This is a genomic window from Ureibacillus chungkukjangi (assembly GCF_044795995.1).
Taxonomy (GTDB): domain Bacteria; phylum Bacillota; class Bacilli; order Bacillales_A; family Planococcaceae; genus Ureibacillus; species Ureibacillus chungkukjangi.
On the sequence record NZ_CP085009.1, the window covers coordinates 1,093,023 to 1,107,056 of the forward strand.

Below are 14,034 nucleotides of genomic sequence, written 5' to 3' on the forward strand. Positions count from 1 at the left end.
GTGGGGAAGACAGTGGGCAGCATGCAAGTGAGCGGTTTAGTAAGCAAATCGAAAGCAGCGAGGTCAGTGTAAATAATAGCTATGAGTAAAAGGTCCATCGATTGGAACCCGTTTGGCTGAAGTGTACTTTGAGGAATCTTCTAAGTGTTTTTTTAGAGATCACCTTGGCGCACCATTCGTACATTTTGTTTGTGGTTATTTTATCTTGAGGAAATAAGAGTTGAAAGTCCTTTATGGTTCTGGCTAAAGCAGATGCAAGTTGTTCTTTTCTTCCACAATTTAAACAGACAACCTCCAAACAACGATTAGTTGTCGTTTTAAACGAAAATGAATTGCAATGTAAACAATTGATCCCTTTCTGTATATTTTCATACGAATAAAGTGGATATTGCTGAAGTGGGTAATCTTTCATGTTTAATGCTATTAATTTTTCAGCTATTTTTTTATGTTGTTGTGTTAGGGCTACACCTTCTTTATTTATGTCCTTTAAAAAACGATTAAGTTGACTTGAAAGAATAAAAGGCTTATCAAGGGGAGCTTGTAATAGCGAGAATTCCGGGTTGTTAAAGATAACGAAAGACTGTATTGGGATTTGGAAATTGTTTTTAAGCAGTAATTGACGTAGTAGAGAGGTAGCTCGTTCCAATTGTATCAAGGGATTTGAGATTTCAAATCCGTCTTTTTTGAATAACTGGTTAGATTCAAAATAAAAATCATCAACATAGTTTTTAATTTCATAAAGATGGATTTTATTATTAAAAATTAGTAGAGAATCAATTTGAAACCGTTGATTATTAATAGTTAGAAGTAAATCATTTAAAATTAAACATTCACACTGAAGGTTTTCCAGTAGGGCATCAAATTGCTGCTCTCCTTCTAATCCCTTATTTAGATTATAGTATTTAGTTTGGTCTTCCTTTGAAAGTGTAAATCTAGATTTGAGGGTTTTTAATATAACTAACTCTGAGGATTCTTGACGAGTTTTAATTATCAGTGGGCTCAACCTTTCTATATTAATTTATATTTCTATTTTAATAGAGCGAGATATAAATTACTATCATTTGGTAAAAAAATAGTTAGAAATGATGTAATAAATAACTTTGCGGACAGGAAGTGGTAGGTGTAACGGGAAAAGAGCAAGCGTGTCAGCTTCCCGAAACGAGCGAGAGCAGAGTTATAGGAAAGAGAGAAAGCGAGTCAGTTCCCCGAAACGGGCGAAAGCAGCGAAAGCGGGAAGAGAGAATGTGTGTCGGTTCCCCGAAACAAGCCTAAGCAGGGTTATCGGAAAGGGAGAAAGCGAGTCAGTTCCCCTAAAAGAGCGAGAGCAGCGTTTTAGGGAAAAGAGCAAGCGAGTCAGTTTCCCGAAACGAGCGAGAGCAGCGTTATCGGGAAAAGAGCAAGCGAGTCAGTTCCCCGAAACGGGCGAGAGCAGCGTTATAGGGAAAAGAGCAAACGAGTCAGTTCCCCAAAAAGAGCGAGAGCAGCGATATCGGGAAAAGAGAAAACGTGTCAGTTCCCCAAAACATCCAAAAACAGCATCACTGGGAACATAAGATAAAATAATTCACCATGTATACCAAAAGTTAAATAAAAGCTACCAAAATCCAACCCCAATAAACAAACCTAAGATACTCAGTCCACGCCCCCCCTCGTGAACAATAATCCTTAACTCCCCATCCCATTTGTAATTGTCACTACAGCTAGCTACCATCAACTTCTTCCTACACCATATTCTTAAAATCACTTATCTTTAAATTCTGAAAACTAAAGTGACAGAATTGTAAATTTATAGTAAGATGAAAAGTGAATGAACATTCATTAAGGGGTAGGGGGAATTTTCATGTTGAAGAGTGAGACAATTATTGTTACTGGTGGTTCTAGTGGGATGGGACTGGCTATGGCAAAGCAGTTTGTCAAAGAGGGGGCAAATGTTGTAATTACTGGTCGTGATAGAGAACGCTTACAAAATGCGAAGGAAGAAATCACGGCTTTTGGAGATAGTATTGAGATTTTTCAGATGGATGTACGTGAAGTGGAGCATGTGAAGGCCATGGTTCAATTTACAGTTGAGAAATTCGGGAAAATTGATGGACTAGTGAATAACGCCGCAGGTAACTTTATTGTGGCAGCTGAAAAGCTTTCGCCAAATGGCTGGAAAGCAGTTATCGACATCGTTTTAAATGGAACGTTCTATTGTTCATCTGAGGTTGGAAAGTATTGGATTGAAAATGGAATCAAAGGAAAAATCGTGAATATGGTGGCGACTTATGCATGGGGTGCTGGTGCTGGTGTCGTACATTCTGCTGCAGCGAAAGCTGGTGTTTTATCATTGACGCGTACTTTAGCTGTAGAATGGGGAAATCAATATGGCATTCGAGTTAATGCAATCGCCCCAGGTCCGATTGAAAGAACAGGTGGAGCGGGCAAGCTTTGGGAGTCGGAGGAACAGGCTAAACGAACGTTGAATTCGGTACCATTAAAGCGACTTGGAACACCGGAGGAAATTGCAGAACTTGCTACATTTATTATGTCCAACAAGGCTTCTTATATGAATGGGGAATGTGTGACGCTAGATGGCGGACAATGGTTAAATCCATTTCCATTTTGATTTTTTCTTGAATTAAATTCAAAATGACCACCAGCTAAAACGTTTCCATTAAAAATATAACCAAAAGTAAATCTTGGCATTTCACTTTAAAACAGAATACCAAACAGGGTTAGTTACATACTAATTACACTTTCTTTATAAGAAAAAAAGGAGGTGTAATTATGGGGATGTGGACTGTGCCCACTATTATTACTGGCATAATTATTGTTGCTATCTCGTACTTTCTTACGGCTGGTGTTATGAAAAAAGTTAAACACCGTGAATCAGCTACCGACGTACCTATTAGTAAAATTGTCAGAGACCATCCAGTGGCGATGAACCCGATCATAATTATGTATCTTATTTTCGGGTTATTTACTGGAATAATTATCTTTTATTATTGGTCAATTTACGGATATTAGTATGTGAAATTTTTTTTGAAATCATCCTTCTACTCAAAAATACCGGCTTATATCATGGTCAATTGTGAACAAATTGTGATATGATATAAGGAGATTGTAGTTTTCCTGTTACAAAAGTTATTGACAGGCAAAGGAGTAGAAGGTCATGATTTCAACAAATACAAGAGCATTATTAGAGACGCCAATTAGTGACTTTATCATTTCATCGGAAAAAGTTGCCCATGTACAAATTGGCAATAGTGCAGAACATGCTTTACTCGTCTTAACAAAAACAGGTTATTCTTCTGTACCAGTATTGGATATTAAGTATCGTTTACACGGTCTTTTAAGCAGTAAAATGATAACAGAATCCATTTTAGGATTAGAACGAATTGAATATGAAAAATTAGGCAATATCAAAGTTGATGATTGCATGGATCGTGAAGTTACGTATTTGAAAATAACTGATACGTTCCAAAAAGCATTAGATTTGGTCATTAACCATGCCTTTTTATGTGTTGTTGACGAAGAAGGAACATTTGTCGGCATTTTAACTCGTCGTGTAATTTTAAAGCAGTTAAAAAAATATATTTATCAAGTAGAAGATTAATAGAATAGATTGTTTAGAAAACTCGACAAAATCCGCAAAATGGGTTTTGTCGTTTTTTACACTTAAGAAAAATAAGGGGGAGAGTTAAATGACTGCAACAGAAGCAGAAATCATTAAAATTCTAGCGGAAGAGAAGAATATGAGAAAAGCGGCGGAGCGATTATTCCTGACTCAGCCAGCACTCTCCCAAAGACTGCAATCCATTGAAAAGGATTGGGGTGCCCAGCTCTTTATTCGCTCGCAAAAAGGACTGACGCCAACACCTGCTGGAGAATTAGTCATTCAATATGCAAACGAAACGATTATTAGAAAAGAACAAATCTTTGATACAATTCAAGCCTTAAATTCGAAGGTACACGGTACATTGAAGATTGCATGTGCTTCGATTGTGGGTCAAAATTGGCTTCCAAAAGTTCTAAAGGAGTTTGTCACAATTTACCCTGATGCTAAAATTTCCCTTATTACAGGGTGGAGCTCTGAAATTGTCAAAGCTTTATATGAGGGTGAAGCACATGTTGGAATTGTCCGTGGGCAGGTGGAATGGAAAGGGAAAAAAGTTCACTTATTTAGAGATATGATGTACCTCGTAGATAAGGAAATTGAAAATATAGATGATATTTTAACAACGGATAGACCTTTTATTCAGTTTAAAAGCGATTCAAACTATTATCAGGAGATTCAGCTTTGGTGGCAGCGTCATTTCTCCTCCAATCCGAAAAGGCAGATTATTGTAGATCAAATTGAAACTTGTAAACAAATGGCTATGAACGGTATAGGCTATGCAATTTTACCTTCTATCACTTTAAATGGGGAAGAAGAGGTTAATAAAATTCCATTAACTCAAAATGAAAAGGATACAGGCTTAACTCGAGATACTTGGTTGATCGGCTATGACTCCTCCTTTGAGTTGAGACAGGTTTCTGCCTTTATGGATGTTGTGACACAGCATGCAAGCTGTCTTTATGATTATACGAAGTAATGTATAATTACTTAAGAGAAACCAGTCAATTATACGTGCTATTTATTAGAAAATTTAGTACAATCTAATATGTGAGTTAATTTTACATAGATAAGGAGATTTAACAATGACTAACAAATTAAATGCACAAGAAATTATTCAATTTATTTCAGATTCTAAAAAGGTAACACCAGTGAAAGTGTACGTTAAAGGTGAAGGTGTTGCTTCTTTATCATATGGAGAAAATTCTAAGGTTTTCGGTGAAGGAAATAGCGCAGTAGTTTTCGGCGAGTGGAATGAAATCGAAGCAAGCCTAAAAGAACATGGTAGCCAAATTGCTGACTATGTAATTGAAAATGATCGTCGTAATTCTGGTGTACCTTTACTAGATTTAAAATATCAAAATGCACGTATTGAGCCAGGCGCAATTATTCGTGACCAAGTAACTATTGGTGATAACGCGGTTATTATGATGGGTTCTATTATTAATATCGGTGCTGAAATCGGCGAAAAAACAATGATCGATATGGGAGCTGTATTAGGCGGTCGTGCAACGGTGGGTAAAGGATGCCATATCGGAGCAGGAACTGTTCTTGCAGGTGTAATCGAGCCACCATCAGCAACGCCAGTTATCATTGAAGATGACGTAGTAATTGGTGCTAATGCTGTTGTTTTAGAAGGTGTACGTGTAGGTCGAGGTGCTGTTGTTGCAGCAGGTGCTATCGTAATTAGCGATGTTGAGCCATATACAGTTGTAGGTGGAGTTCCTGCACGTGTATTAAAAACATTAGATGAAAAAACAAAATCAAAAACTGAAATCATTGATGCTCTAAGAAATATTTAAGAAGGTGTTATGATGGATACACTTATTCAAATTCGTAGAGAACTGCATCAAATACCTGAGTTAGGATTCCAAGAATTCAAAACTCAAAAGTATTTGTTAGATAAAATCTCTGAATTTCCACAAGAACATTTAAGTGTGACAACTTGGAAAACAGGTATTGTGGTGAAAATTGAAGGCAGTAATCCATCTAAAACAATTGGTTGGCGTACAGATATTGATGGGTTGCCTATTGTTGAGGAAACAGGTCTACCTTTTTCATCAACCCATGAAGGGAATATGCATGCTTGTGGCCATGATTGTCATATGACGATCGCTCTTGGCTTAGTAGAGGCATTAGTGAATTCACAGCCAAAGCAAAATGTAATCGTGTACTTCCAGCCGGCAGAGGAAGGTCCAGGTGGTGCTGAGCCAATGGTCAATTGGTTAAGAGCAGAACGCCCAGATCTTTTACCAACTGAAATGTATGCATTGCATGTTGCTCCTGAATACCCTGTAGGGACGGTGGCAACACGTGCTGGCTTATTATTTGCCAATACATCAGAGCTTTTTATCGATTTAAAGGGCTTGGGAGGACATGCTGCATATCCTCATAAAACGCGGGATATGACAGTTGCTGCAGCAAATTTAATCCTACAGTTGCAAACAATTGTAAGCCGTAATGTAAATCCAATGGATAGTGCTGTAGTGACAGTTGGCAAACTGACTTCTGGTACGGTTCAAAATATTATTGCTGAAAATGCAAGATTAGAAGGAACAATACGTACTCTTAATGCTGAGGCGATGGCTGATGTCAAAAAGCGAATTGAAGCAATTTGCTCTGGTATTGAAGCCTCCTTTGAATGCGATATTCACATTGATTATGGATCTATGTATTATGAAGTAAATAATGATGCTGAAGCTGCGAAAAAGATATTAGATTTTGCGCAAGAATTCGAAGGGGCTACTGCTTATGAATGTCCAGCAGCAATGACTGGTGAAGATTTTGGCTACTTCCTAAAAGGAATACCAGGCGCGATGTTTTGGACAGGTGCTAATTGTGAATTTGGTCTACATCATGCAAAAATTAACCCTGATGAAGAGCTGCTATCCTTTAATGCGAAATTTGTGGAGCAATTTATTCATAGCTTATAATAAAAAAATGGAAATGCCCTGTAAAAAGGACATTTCCATTTTTATTTTCCTTCGACTGATGGATGCATTAGGTGTGGCGCTTTTTTCTGTGTCCAACCTAGGGCTAATCCGAAGCAGGCTAATAATATAACTGCACCAAATGCAAATGGTATTGATAAATGCCATTCTAATAGTACACCGGCAAGTGCTGGGCCAATCATGTTACCTAGACTCATGTAAGCATTATTCATTCCAGCTGCATAGCCTTGCTCGTTACCAGCAAATTTGGAAATCAATGTGTTTACGGCTGGGCGAATAAATACCCCTGCAACTTGGAATAGAGTGGCAATTGTTAGGATAACGAAGAAACCACTTACAAAAATCATTAAAACCATTGTAATGGCTGCGACTAATAGGTTCACTAAAATAACCTTCATCTCACCGAAGCGTCTAAATAATTTATCAATAATAAACATTTGTAGAACTACACCAGCAAATCCGCCAACCGTGATAACAATAGCGATATCTGTAGCAGTATAATCAAATTTATAAGTTAAAAACATCGATAATGTCGATTGGAAGTTTGAAATTCCAAAGTTAAATGTAAATACAACAATTAAAATAACAAAATAAGGTGTTTTAACTGAACGAACTAATTGCTTTAAAAGTTTTTCACGAGGTACATGTTTTGCAGCCTCATTCAAATGCGGTTTAACATTTGGTAGAACAATAAATGAAAGAAGTGCAGCTATTAAAGATACGCCACCTGCTAAAAAGAATGGGAAATGTATATTAACAGTTGCTAAAAATCCACCCAAACCAGGTCCTATCATAAATCCAAGAGAAATAGCAGCCCCGATTAAGCCCATACCTTTTCCGCGTTCTTCAATTGTTGTGATATCTGCCACATAAGCCATGACAGTGGTCATGATAAAGGCAGCTCCGAACCCACTTAAAAAACGACCAAGATATAACACCCATACATCCGTAGCTAATCCAAATATAATCTGTGAAATTCCATAAACGATAAGTCCGCCGATGATAAATAATTTACGACCATAGCGATCTGATAAACCTCCAGCAAGGGGGGAGAATAGAAACTGTGCAAATGCAAATATTGCAATTAAAGTACCGTATACTTCTCCGCCAACCCCGAAAATCTGTAGATAGGTAGGCAATACTGGAATAACAATCCCTACACCACCCATGGTTATAAACATGTTAAGCATCAAAATCGATAAGGCTAATTTTTTCTTTTTCTGTGACATTGCAGTCCACCTTTCCCCTTATATATCCCCCATAAAGAAAATATTTCGTATCTAAAAGCTTATCATATTGTATATTGATTAACTACATTTAACTAGTGGCTTTAGGCTGATATTCGAAAGAAAAGCCGATGAGATTCATAAAGAATGTCATCGGCTAAAAGAATAGAGTTTATCGTATACTCATTTTAAATTCCAAGAAATATTCATTATATTTACCAATCCATTGAAGGCCTAGATTTTCATAAACCTCTAGGTTATCTCTCAGTTCTTCGTCAGGGTAGAAACGTTCATCCTCTATTACTTCAGGATCCATTAATTCCATAGCGGCAGCGTTAGGTGTAGAGTAGCCAACATAATCATTGTTCTGTGCAGACACTTCCGCATCTAGCATGAAATTGATAAAGGCATGGGCACCATCTATATTCGCCGCTGTTTTTGGTATAACGAAACTATCAAACCATAAATTAGAGCCTTCCTCAGGAACAGCAAAATCAAGCTCTTCATTTTCCCACATCATATCAGCTGCCTGTCCAGACCAAGTAAGGGCAACCGTTGCTTCGTTGTTGATCATCAGTGGTGTAATTTCATCCCCGATTATTGCTTTAATATTAGGGGATAAGGTGATTAGCTTATCAGTTGCTTGGCGAAGAAGAGCATCATCTTTTGCATTAAGTGATTCACCTAATGAGTTGAGTCCCATTCCAATTACTTCACGTGCACCATCAACTAAAAATACTTTTTCTTTTAGTGATGGATCCCATAAATCTTCCCAGGATGTAAAGTCTAAATGATCTGCAACTAAGCTTGGATTATAAACAATACCAACTGTTCCCCAGAAATAGGGAATAGTAAATTCGTTTCCAGGGTCAAAAGCTAGGTCTAGGAAGTAAGGATCGATATTTTGTATATTCGGTAGCTTAGAGTGATCAATCGGTAAAAGTAAATCCTTTTCCTTCATCATCTCAACCATATATTCAGATGGGACAGCTATATCATAAGCAGAACCGCCTTGTTCGACTTTAGTCATCATGGCTTCGTTCGAATCGAAGGTTTCGTATATGACTTTGATGCCTGTTTCCTCAGTGAATTGGTCAACTAATTCCGGATCGATATATTCGCCCCAGTTATAGACAGTTATCGTATCTTTACTACCGGCAGAACCAGCAGATTCTAATCGGTCTGCCACAAAGAATAGGAGAGCACAGACAACTATGATAGCAACAGTAGCTTGAACTAGTGATTTCATCGTTGTACCTCCTGACTTGCGCGTTTTGTTCGATTTGTAACGAAGTAATAGCCAACTACCACTAATACTGTTACAAAGAAGACAAGTCCAGAAATCGCGTTAACTGTTAAAGAAATACCTGTTCTGGCCATTGAGTAAATTTCAATGGATAGGGTAGAAAAGCCGTTTCCTGTAACGAAAAATGTAACAGCGAAATCATCTAATGAATATGTTAATGCTAAGAAGAACCCTGCGAAAATTCCCGGCTGAATATATGGAAGAATTACGCGAGTAAGCACGTCTCTTCTAGAGGCACCTAAATCGAGTGCTGCGTCAATTAAGGATGTGTTCATTTCTAAAAGCTTTGGTAAAACCATTAGAACAACAATTGGAATACTAAAGGCAACATGTGAAACCAAAACAGACATAAACCCTAATTTAACACCAATCATCGTAAATAAAATGAGGAAGCTAGCTCCAATAACAACATCTGGACTTACAATTAGGACATTGTTTAAAGACAGTAATGTGTTTCGCATCTTTTTATCTTTAATGGAGACAATTCCAATGGCACCTAAAGTACCAATAATTGTGGCAATCAATCCTGATAATAGGGCAATGATGACCGTATTAATAAGGATAACTAACAGTCTTGAATCCCCAAATACGGCTTCGTAATGCTCGAATGTGAAGGATTCGAAGTTATTCATAGAGCCGCCACTGTTAAAGGAATAAAATATTAGGTAAAAAATCGGTGCATATAACACAACAAAAACAAGTAATAAATAGATTTTTGAGGCAGTTGATAATTTCTTCATTAAGCACGGCCTCCTTTTTTCTGACCTGTAAGGAGCATAATAATGACCATAATAATTATTAAGAATACAGCGATAGTAGACCCCATGCCCCAGTTCTGAGAGACAAGGAATTGCTGCTCAATGGCCGTACCTAATGTAATTACTTGGTTCCCAGCTATCAATCGAGTAATCATGAATAATGATAGGGCGGGTATAAAAGTAACCTGAATACCAGATTTCACGCCGTCAATTGTTAAAGGAAAAATAACGCGACGGAAAGTAGTGAAACTTGAGGCACCTAAATCGCGTGCTGCATACACTAGTGCCGGGTTCAATTTATCAAGCGAGTTGAAAATTGGAATAATCATAAATGGGATAAAAATATAAACAGAAACAAATATGAAACTAAAATCGGTAAAGAGTATTTGCTGCTCTTCTAGTCCAAATACCTCTAAAAAAGCATTAATGGGACCATATAATCCGAAAATCCCGATAAATGCATAGGTTTTTAATAATAAGTTAATCCAGGACGGAATAATAATAAGCATTAACCATAAATGCTTATGCTTTGTTTTCGTTAAAAGAAACGCTGTTGGATATGCGATAAGTAACGTGAAAAATGTGATTAAAAACGCATACCAAAAGCTTGTTAATGTCATTTTTAAATAAACGCTTGAAAAGAACGCAGTGTAGTTTGCTAGTGTGAAATTCCCGTTTAAATCTAGCATTGAATAATAAACAATTAAAACAATTGGCGCGATGACAAATAATGCTATCCAAATATAGTAGGGAAATAGCGAGCCCTTTGAAGCCTTACTGAACATTTTCTTCGTCTCCATAAGACTCTAAACGTTTGTCGAATTCTTCTTCCGTTTCGTTTAGACGCATTACATGAATACTTTCAGGGTCAAAATCTAAGCCAATTTGTGCGCCTACATCAGCTTTTTTTAGTGAATGAACGAGCCATTCATTGCCATCGGTATCATAAGTGGATAGCTCATAGTGAACCCCACGGAATAATTGTGTATCAACAGTAACAATAAGCTTTCCTTTATCAACAGTTGTAATTTCTAAATCCTCTGGACGAATCACAATATCGATTTTCTCATTAGGTCTCATACCTTGATCTACACACTCAAAGGTTTTGCCAGCAAATTGAACCTTGAAGTCCTCAATCATAACACCGGTAACGATATTGGATTCTCCGATAAAGTCTGCTACAAAGCGGTTAATCGGCTCATCATAAATATCTACTGGCGTTCCAGATTGTTGAATTTCACCATCATTGATAACAAAAATTTCATCGGACATTGCTAAGGCTTCCTCTTGGTCATGTGTTACAAAGACAAAGGTTTTCCCTAAACGCTGCTGTAGCTCGCGAAGCTCATACTGCATTTCTGAACGCAGCTTTAAATCTAGGGCAGATAAAGGCTCGTCCAAAAGAATTACCTCTGGATCATTTACAATCGCGCGGGCAATTGCTACACGTTGACGTTGACCACCAGACATTTCAGAAATTTCTCGAGTGCTAAAGCCAGCTAGGTTAACGAATTTTAAAGCCTCTAAAACGCGTTGCTGGATTTCTTTTTCCTTCAGTTTTTTAATACGCAGACCAAAGGCTACATTTTCGAAAACATTTAAATGAGGGAAGAGTGCATAGTCCTGGAAAACGGTATTTACCTGACGTTCATTTGCAGGGATTTGATTTATTTTTTTATCATTAAAATAAATTCCGCCCTCAGTTGGATTTGTAAACCCGGCAATAATGCGGAGAATAGTCGTTTTCCCGCAACCAGAAGGCCCTAAAAGTGTATAGAATTTTCCTCTTTCAAGCTCAAAATTAATATTTTTTAATACAACCGTTCCATCATCATAGGATTTTGAAACATTATCAAACCGAATAATTGTATCGTTCATTGTCTAGCCTCCTAAACTATAAATAAGATTCTGTTGCTACGAGCAAAATCTGGGTTTTGCCATTGTGTGCGTTAAAGATTTGATGATTTGTAGCTGCTTCATAATAGACAGCATTTCCTTCACAAGCTATATATTCGTTATTACCTAAAACTACTCGCACTCGACCTTTTAACACATAGATAAACGTCTCGGCTAATGAGGGCTCGAACTGCTTATACTCGCCATCCTTCTGAAGTGTAATAAGTACAGGTTCCATTTCCTTTTCATTGGAGGTCGGAATTAGCCATTGAATCTTATACTTTTTATCTTCATCGAAAAATGAGCTTTGGTCATCTACGTTATAGATTACTTTTTGTTCCTGCAATGAGTCATCAAAGAAATCCTTTGGGGTTGTGCCTAATACTTCTAAAAGAGAAAATAATGTTTCAATTGATGGCGAATTTAAGTCGCGTTCTAGCTGAGAAATATACCCTTTTGTTAAATCAGTTCTTTCACCTAATTCTTCCTGTGTCAGTCCTTTTTTAAGTCGCAATGCTTTTATTTTCGCACCAATTTGCACCTGAATAACTCCTTGTTTGTTTAATATACATAAACTTAAAGTATGAAAGTTTACTTTTAAATAACTTAATGTTTACTATTACGATACTATTATACAGAAACGGATAAGCATTTCAATAGATGATTTTGAAATATTTCCCTAGAAAAATGCCCTTTTTTCTAGAGTATAGTTTCTTCAACTAGTCAAAAAAGTTATTTCTACCAATTGGGGGAAGTTTAAAATGATAGATTTACAAGTAGGTAAACCAGCTCCAAAATTTGAAATGGCTGCGGTCATGCCTGATAAATCCTTTGGAAAAGTATCCTTAGAAGAAAACATAAAGCTATTGAAGTGGACGGTTCTATTTTTTTACCCGATGGATTTTACCTTTGTTTGCCCTACTGAAATAACGGAAATGTCCGATTATTACGATGATTTTGAGGAGCTTGACGCCACTATTATCGGTGTTTCAACAGACACGGTTTATACGCATTTAGCTTGGATCAATACAGAGCGTACAAAAAATGGTCTTGGTCAACTTCAATACCCGTTAGCAGCTGACCCTAACCACCAGTTGGCGAAAAAGTATGGAGTATTAGTTGAAGAAGAGGGGGTCGCTCTAAGGGCATTATTTATCATTAATCCTGAAGGAGAGCTTCAATATCACGTAGTGCACCACAATAATATTGGCCGAGACACAGAAGAGGTGTTGCGGGTTCTTCAAGCACTTCAAACAGGTCGCCTTTGTCCGGCAAGCTGGCGTCCAGGCGATGATACACTATAACTCCGAAATGGAAGGAGCCTTATTCTTTTAAGGAGGAAGCTTAAATGAGATTACGGTCCCCAATGCCTGACATACAGGGTGAGACGGATTGGTTAAATGGGAAAGTAAGGCGAATGGATTTAATAGGGGAAAAGCCAACGATTATTCATTTTTGGTCTGTTAGCTGCTTTGATTGCAAAGAAGCCTTACCTGAATTCGGTAAGTTCAGGGAAAAGTATAGCGACCAAGTAAATTTTTTAGCGGTGCATATGCCAAGGTCCAACGAGGATATGGACATCACAACTATTAAAAAAGTAGCCCGTAAATATAAAATCACACAGCCTATCTTTATAGATAATAAAATGAAGCTAACTGATTCTTTCAACAATCAATATGTCCCTTCTTATTATGTATTTGATAAAATGGGTATTCTTCGCCATTACCAGGCTGGCGGAAGTGGCATGAAGATGTTAGAAAAACGTTTGCTTAAGGTATTATAGTTAAAGTTGAAAAGTGAAAGTGTAGACTCCAGAGTTTTTGAGTCTATGCTTTTTATTTTTAGGTGGAAAGTGGATGAGAATGTGGGGTGCGAGTGATATTACTACGATTGAGAAGGGGAGGTACTCCGTGAAGTCGTAAAGAGAGTGATATTGCTACGATGCAAATGCCCGAACGCAACCAATCGTCGAGAAGAGAGCGATATTGCTACTATCCAAAAGCCCGAAACATCCCGAACGTAGCAAAGAGAATGATATTGCTACGATCCAAAAGCCCGAACGGCCCCGATCGTCGTAAAGTGTACGATATTGCTACGATTCAAAAGCCTGAACGGCCCCAGTCGTCGTAAAGTGTACGATATTGCTACGATCTAAAAGCCTGAAGCATCCCGAACGTCGCAAAGAGAGCAATATTGCTACGATCCAAAAGCCCGAACGGCCCCAATCGTCGCAAAGAGAGCAATATTGCTACGATCCAAAAGCCCGAACCAGCCCAATCGTCGCAAAGAGAGCGTTATT

15 protein-coding genes are annotated in these 14,034 nt (G+C 37.7%); 8 read left to right on the forward strand and 7 right to left on the reverse strand.

Annotated features, from left to right (window positions below; genetic code table 11):
- Positions 1-79: 79 nt before the first annotated feature.
- Positions 80-1,003, reverse strand: coding sequence for a nuclease-related domain-containing protein (locus tag LG296_RS05415; RefSeq protein WP_404427632.1), 924 nt, complete (start codon positions 1,001-1,003; stop codon positions 80-82).
- 837 nt (positions 1,004-1,840) lie between these two features.
- Here LG296_RS05415 and fadH point away from each other — a divergent pair.
- From fadH to LG296_RS05445, 6 genes are all read left to right on the forward strand, one after another.
- Entirely contained in the window at positions 1,841-2,608 is a 768-nt protein-coding gene (fadH, locus tag LG296_RS05420) for a 2,4-dienoyl-CoA reductase (RefSeq protein ID WP_404427633.1), read from the forward strand.
- A 161-nt stretch (positions 2,609-2,769) separates the two neighbouring features.
- Positions 2,770-3,009 (forward strand): short-chain dehydrogenase, encoded by a 240-nt coding sequence (locus tag LG296_RS05425; RefSeq protein WP_251396959.1) that lies wholly within the window; start codon positions 2,770-2,772, stop codon positions 3,007-3,009.
- A gap of 145 nt (positions 3,010-3,154) precedes the next feature.
- The gene (cbpB, locus tag LG296_RS05430; RefSeq protein ID WP_404427634.1) at positions 3,155-3,598 is read left to right on the forward strand and encodes a cyclic-di-AMP-binding protein CbpB; all 444 of its coding nucleotides are present in this window, start codon (positions 3,155-3,157) and stop codon (positions 3,596-3,598) included.
- Between the two features lie 88 nt (positions 3,599-3,686).
- Entirely contained in the window at positions 3,687-4,577 is an 891-nt protein-coding gene (locus LG296_RS05435; protein ID WP_251396966.1) for a LysR family transcriptional regulator, read from the forward strand.
- Between the two features lie 106 nt (positions 4,578-4,683).
- On the forward strand, positions 4,684-5,400 hold the full coding sequence (dapD, locus tag LG296_RS05440) for a 2,3,4,5-tetrahydropyridine-2,6-dicarboxylate N-acetyltransferase (protein ID WP_404427635.1): 717 nt from the start codon (positions 4,684-4,686) through the stop codon (positions 5,398-5,400).
- 12 nt (positions 5,401-5,412) lie between these two features.
- Complete coding sequence (locus LG296_RS05445) at positions 5,413-6,531, forward strand: N-acetyldiaminopimelate deacetylase (RefSeq protein ID WP_251396972.1); 1,119 nt, start codon at positions 5,413-5,415, stop codon at positions 6,529-6,531.
- 41 nt (positions 6,532-6,572) lie between these two features.
- On the opposite strand, the gene LG296_RS05450 is transcribed toward LG296_RS05445, so the two are convergent.
- The 6 genes from LG296_RS05450 to LG296_RS05475 all read right to left on the reverse strand — a co-directional run bounded on the left by LG296_RS05450 (position 6,573) and on the right by LG296_RS05475 (position 12,276).
- Positions 6,573-7,778, reverse strand: coding sequence for an MFS transporter (locus tag LG296_RS05450; protein ID WP_404427636.1), 1,206 nt, complete (start codon positions 7,776-7,778; stop codon positions 6,573-6,575).
- Between the two features lie 169 nt (positions 7,779-7,947).
- On the reverse strand, positions 7,948-9,024 hold the full coding sequence (locus LG296_RS05455) for a PotD/PotF family extracellular solute-binding protein (RefSeq protein ID WP_251396978.1): 1,077 nt from the start codon (positions 9,022-9,024) through the stop codon (positions 7,948-7,950).
- Positions 9,021-9,821 (reverse strand): ABC transporter permease, encoded by an 801-nt coding sequence (locus tag LG296_RS05460; protein ID WP_404427637.1) that lies wholly within the window; start codon positions 9,819-9,821, stop codon positions 9,021-9,023. Before LG296_RS05460 ends, LG296_RS05455 begins: the two co-directional genes overlap by 4 nt.
- Positions 9,821-10,624: an ABC transporter permease gene (locus LG296_RS05465; RefSeq protein WP_251397692.1), complete on the reverse strand. Its 804-nt coding sequence runs from the start codon at positions 10,622-10,624 to the stop codon at positions 9,821-9,823. Before LG296_RS05465 ends, LG296_RS05460 begins: the two co-directional genes overlap by 1 nt.
- Entirely contained in the window at positions 10,614-11,717 is a 1,104-nt protein-coding gene (locus LG296_RS05470) for an ABC transporter ATP-binding protein (RefSeq protein ID WP_404427638.1), read from the reverse strand. The genes LG296_RS05465 and LG296_RS05470 overlap by 11 nt, the downstream gene beginning before the upstream one ends.
- Positions 11,718-11,733: 16 nt before the next feature.
- A complete protein-coding gene (locus tag LG296_RS05475) occupies positions 11,734-12,276 on the reverse strand; it encodes a helix-turn-helix domain-containing protein (protein WP_404427639.1) in 543 nt (180 codons plus the stop codon).
- Between the two features lie 220 nt (positions 12,277-12,496).
- Here LG296_RS05475 and LG296_RS05480 point away from each other — a divergent pair, with 220 nt between their 5' ends.
- Together LG296_RS05480 and LG296_RS05485 are read left to right on the forward strand one after the other, a co-directional pair.
- The gene (locus LG296_RS05480) at positions 12,497-13,039 is read left to right on the forward strand and encodes a peroxiredoxin (RefSeq protein WP_404427640.1); all 543 of its coding nucleotides are present in this window, start codon (positions 12,497-12,499) and stop codon (positions 13,037-13,039) included.
- Between the two features lie 44 nt (positions 13,040-13,083).
- Positions 13,084-13,518 (forward strand): TlpA disulfide reductase family protein, encoded by a 435-nt coding sequence (locus LG296_RS05485; RefSeq protein WP_251396992.1) that lies wholly within the window; start codon positions 13,084-13,086, stop codon positions 13,516-13,518.
- Positions 13,519-14,034: the final 516 nt, after the last annotated feature.

Coding starts and splice junctions, on each gene's coding strand:
- LG296_RS05450 (WP_404427636.1), bottom strand. CDS start 7,778: ATGTCACAGAAAAAGAAAAAATTAGCCTTATCGATTTTGATGCTTAAC.
- LG296_RS05465 (WP_251397692.1), bottom strand. CDS start 10,624: ATGTTCAGTAAGGCTTCAAAGGGCTCGCTATTTCCCTACTATATTTGG.
- LG296_RS05435 (WP_251396966.1), top strand. CDS start 3,687: ATGACTGCAACAGAAGCAGAAATCATTAAAATTCTAGCGGAAGAGAAG.
- fadH (WP_404427633.1), top strand. CDS start 1,841: ATGTTGAAGAGTGAGACAATTATTGTTACTGGTGGTTCTAGTGGGATG.
- LG296_RS05445 (WP_251396972.1), top strand. CDS start 5,413: ATGGATACACTTATTCAAATTCGTAGAGAACTGCATCAAATACCTGAG.
- LG296_RS05455 (WP_251396978.1), bottom strand. CDS start 9,024: ATGAAATCACTAGTTCAAGCTACTGTTGCTATCATAGTTGTCTGTGCT.
- dapD (WP_404427635.1), top strand. CDS start 4,684: ATGACTAACAAATTAAATGCACAAGAAATTATTCAATTTATTTCAGAT.
- LG296_RS05460 (WP_404427637.1), bottom strand. CDS start 9,821: ATGAAGAAATTATCAACTGCCTCAAAAATCTATTTATTACTTGTTTTT.
- LG296_RS05470 (WP_404427638.1), bottom strand. CDS start 11,717: ATGAACGATACAATTATTCGGTTTGATAATGTTTCAAAATCCTATGAT.
- LG296_RS05485 (WP_251396992.1), top strand. CDS start 13,084: ATGAGATTACGGTCCCCAATGCCTGACATACAGGGTGAGACGGATTGG.
- cbpB (WP_404427634.1), top strand. CDS start 3,155: ATGATTTCAACAAATACAAGAGCATTATTAGAGACGCCAATTAGTGAC.
- LG296_RS05480 (WP_404427640.1), top strand. CDS start 12,497: ATGATAGATTTACAAGTAGGTAAACCAGCTCCAAAATTTGAAATGGCT.
- LG296_RS05425 (WP_251396959.1), top strand. CDS start 2,770: ATGGGGATGTGGACTGTGCCCACTATTATTACTGGCATAATTATTGTT.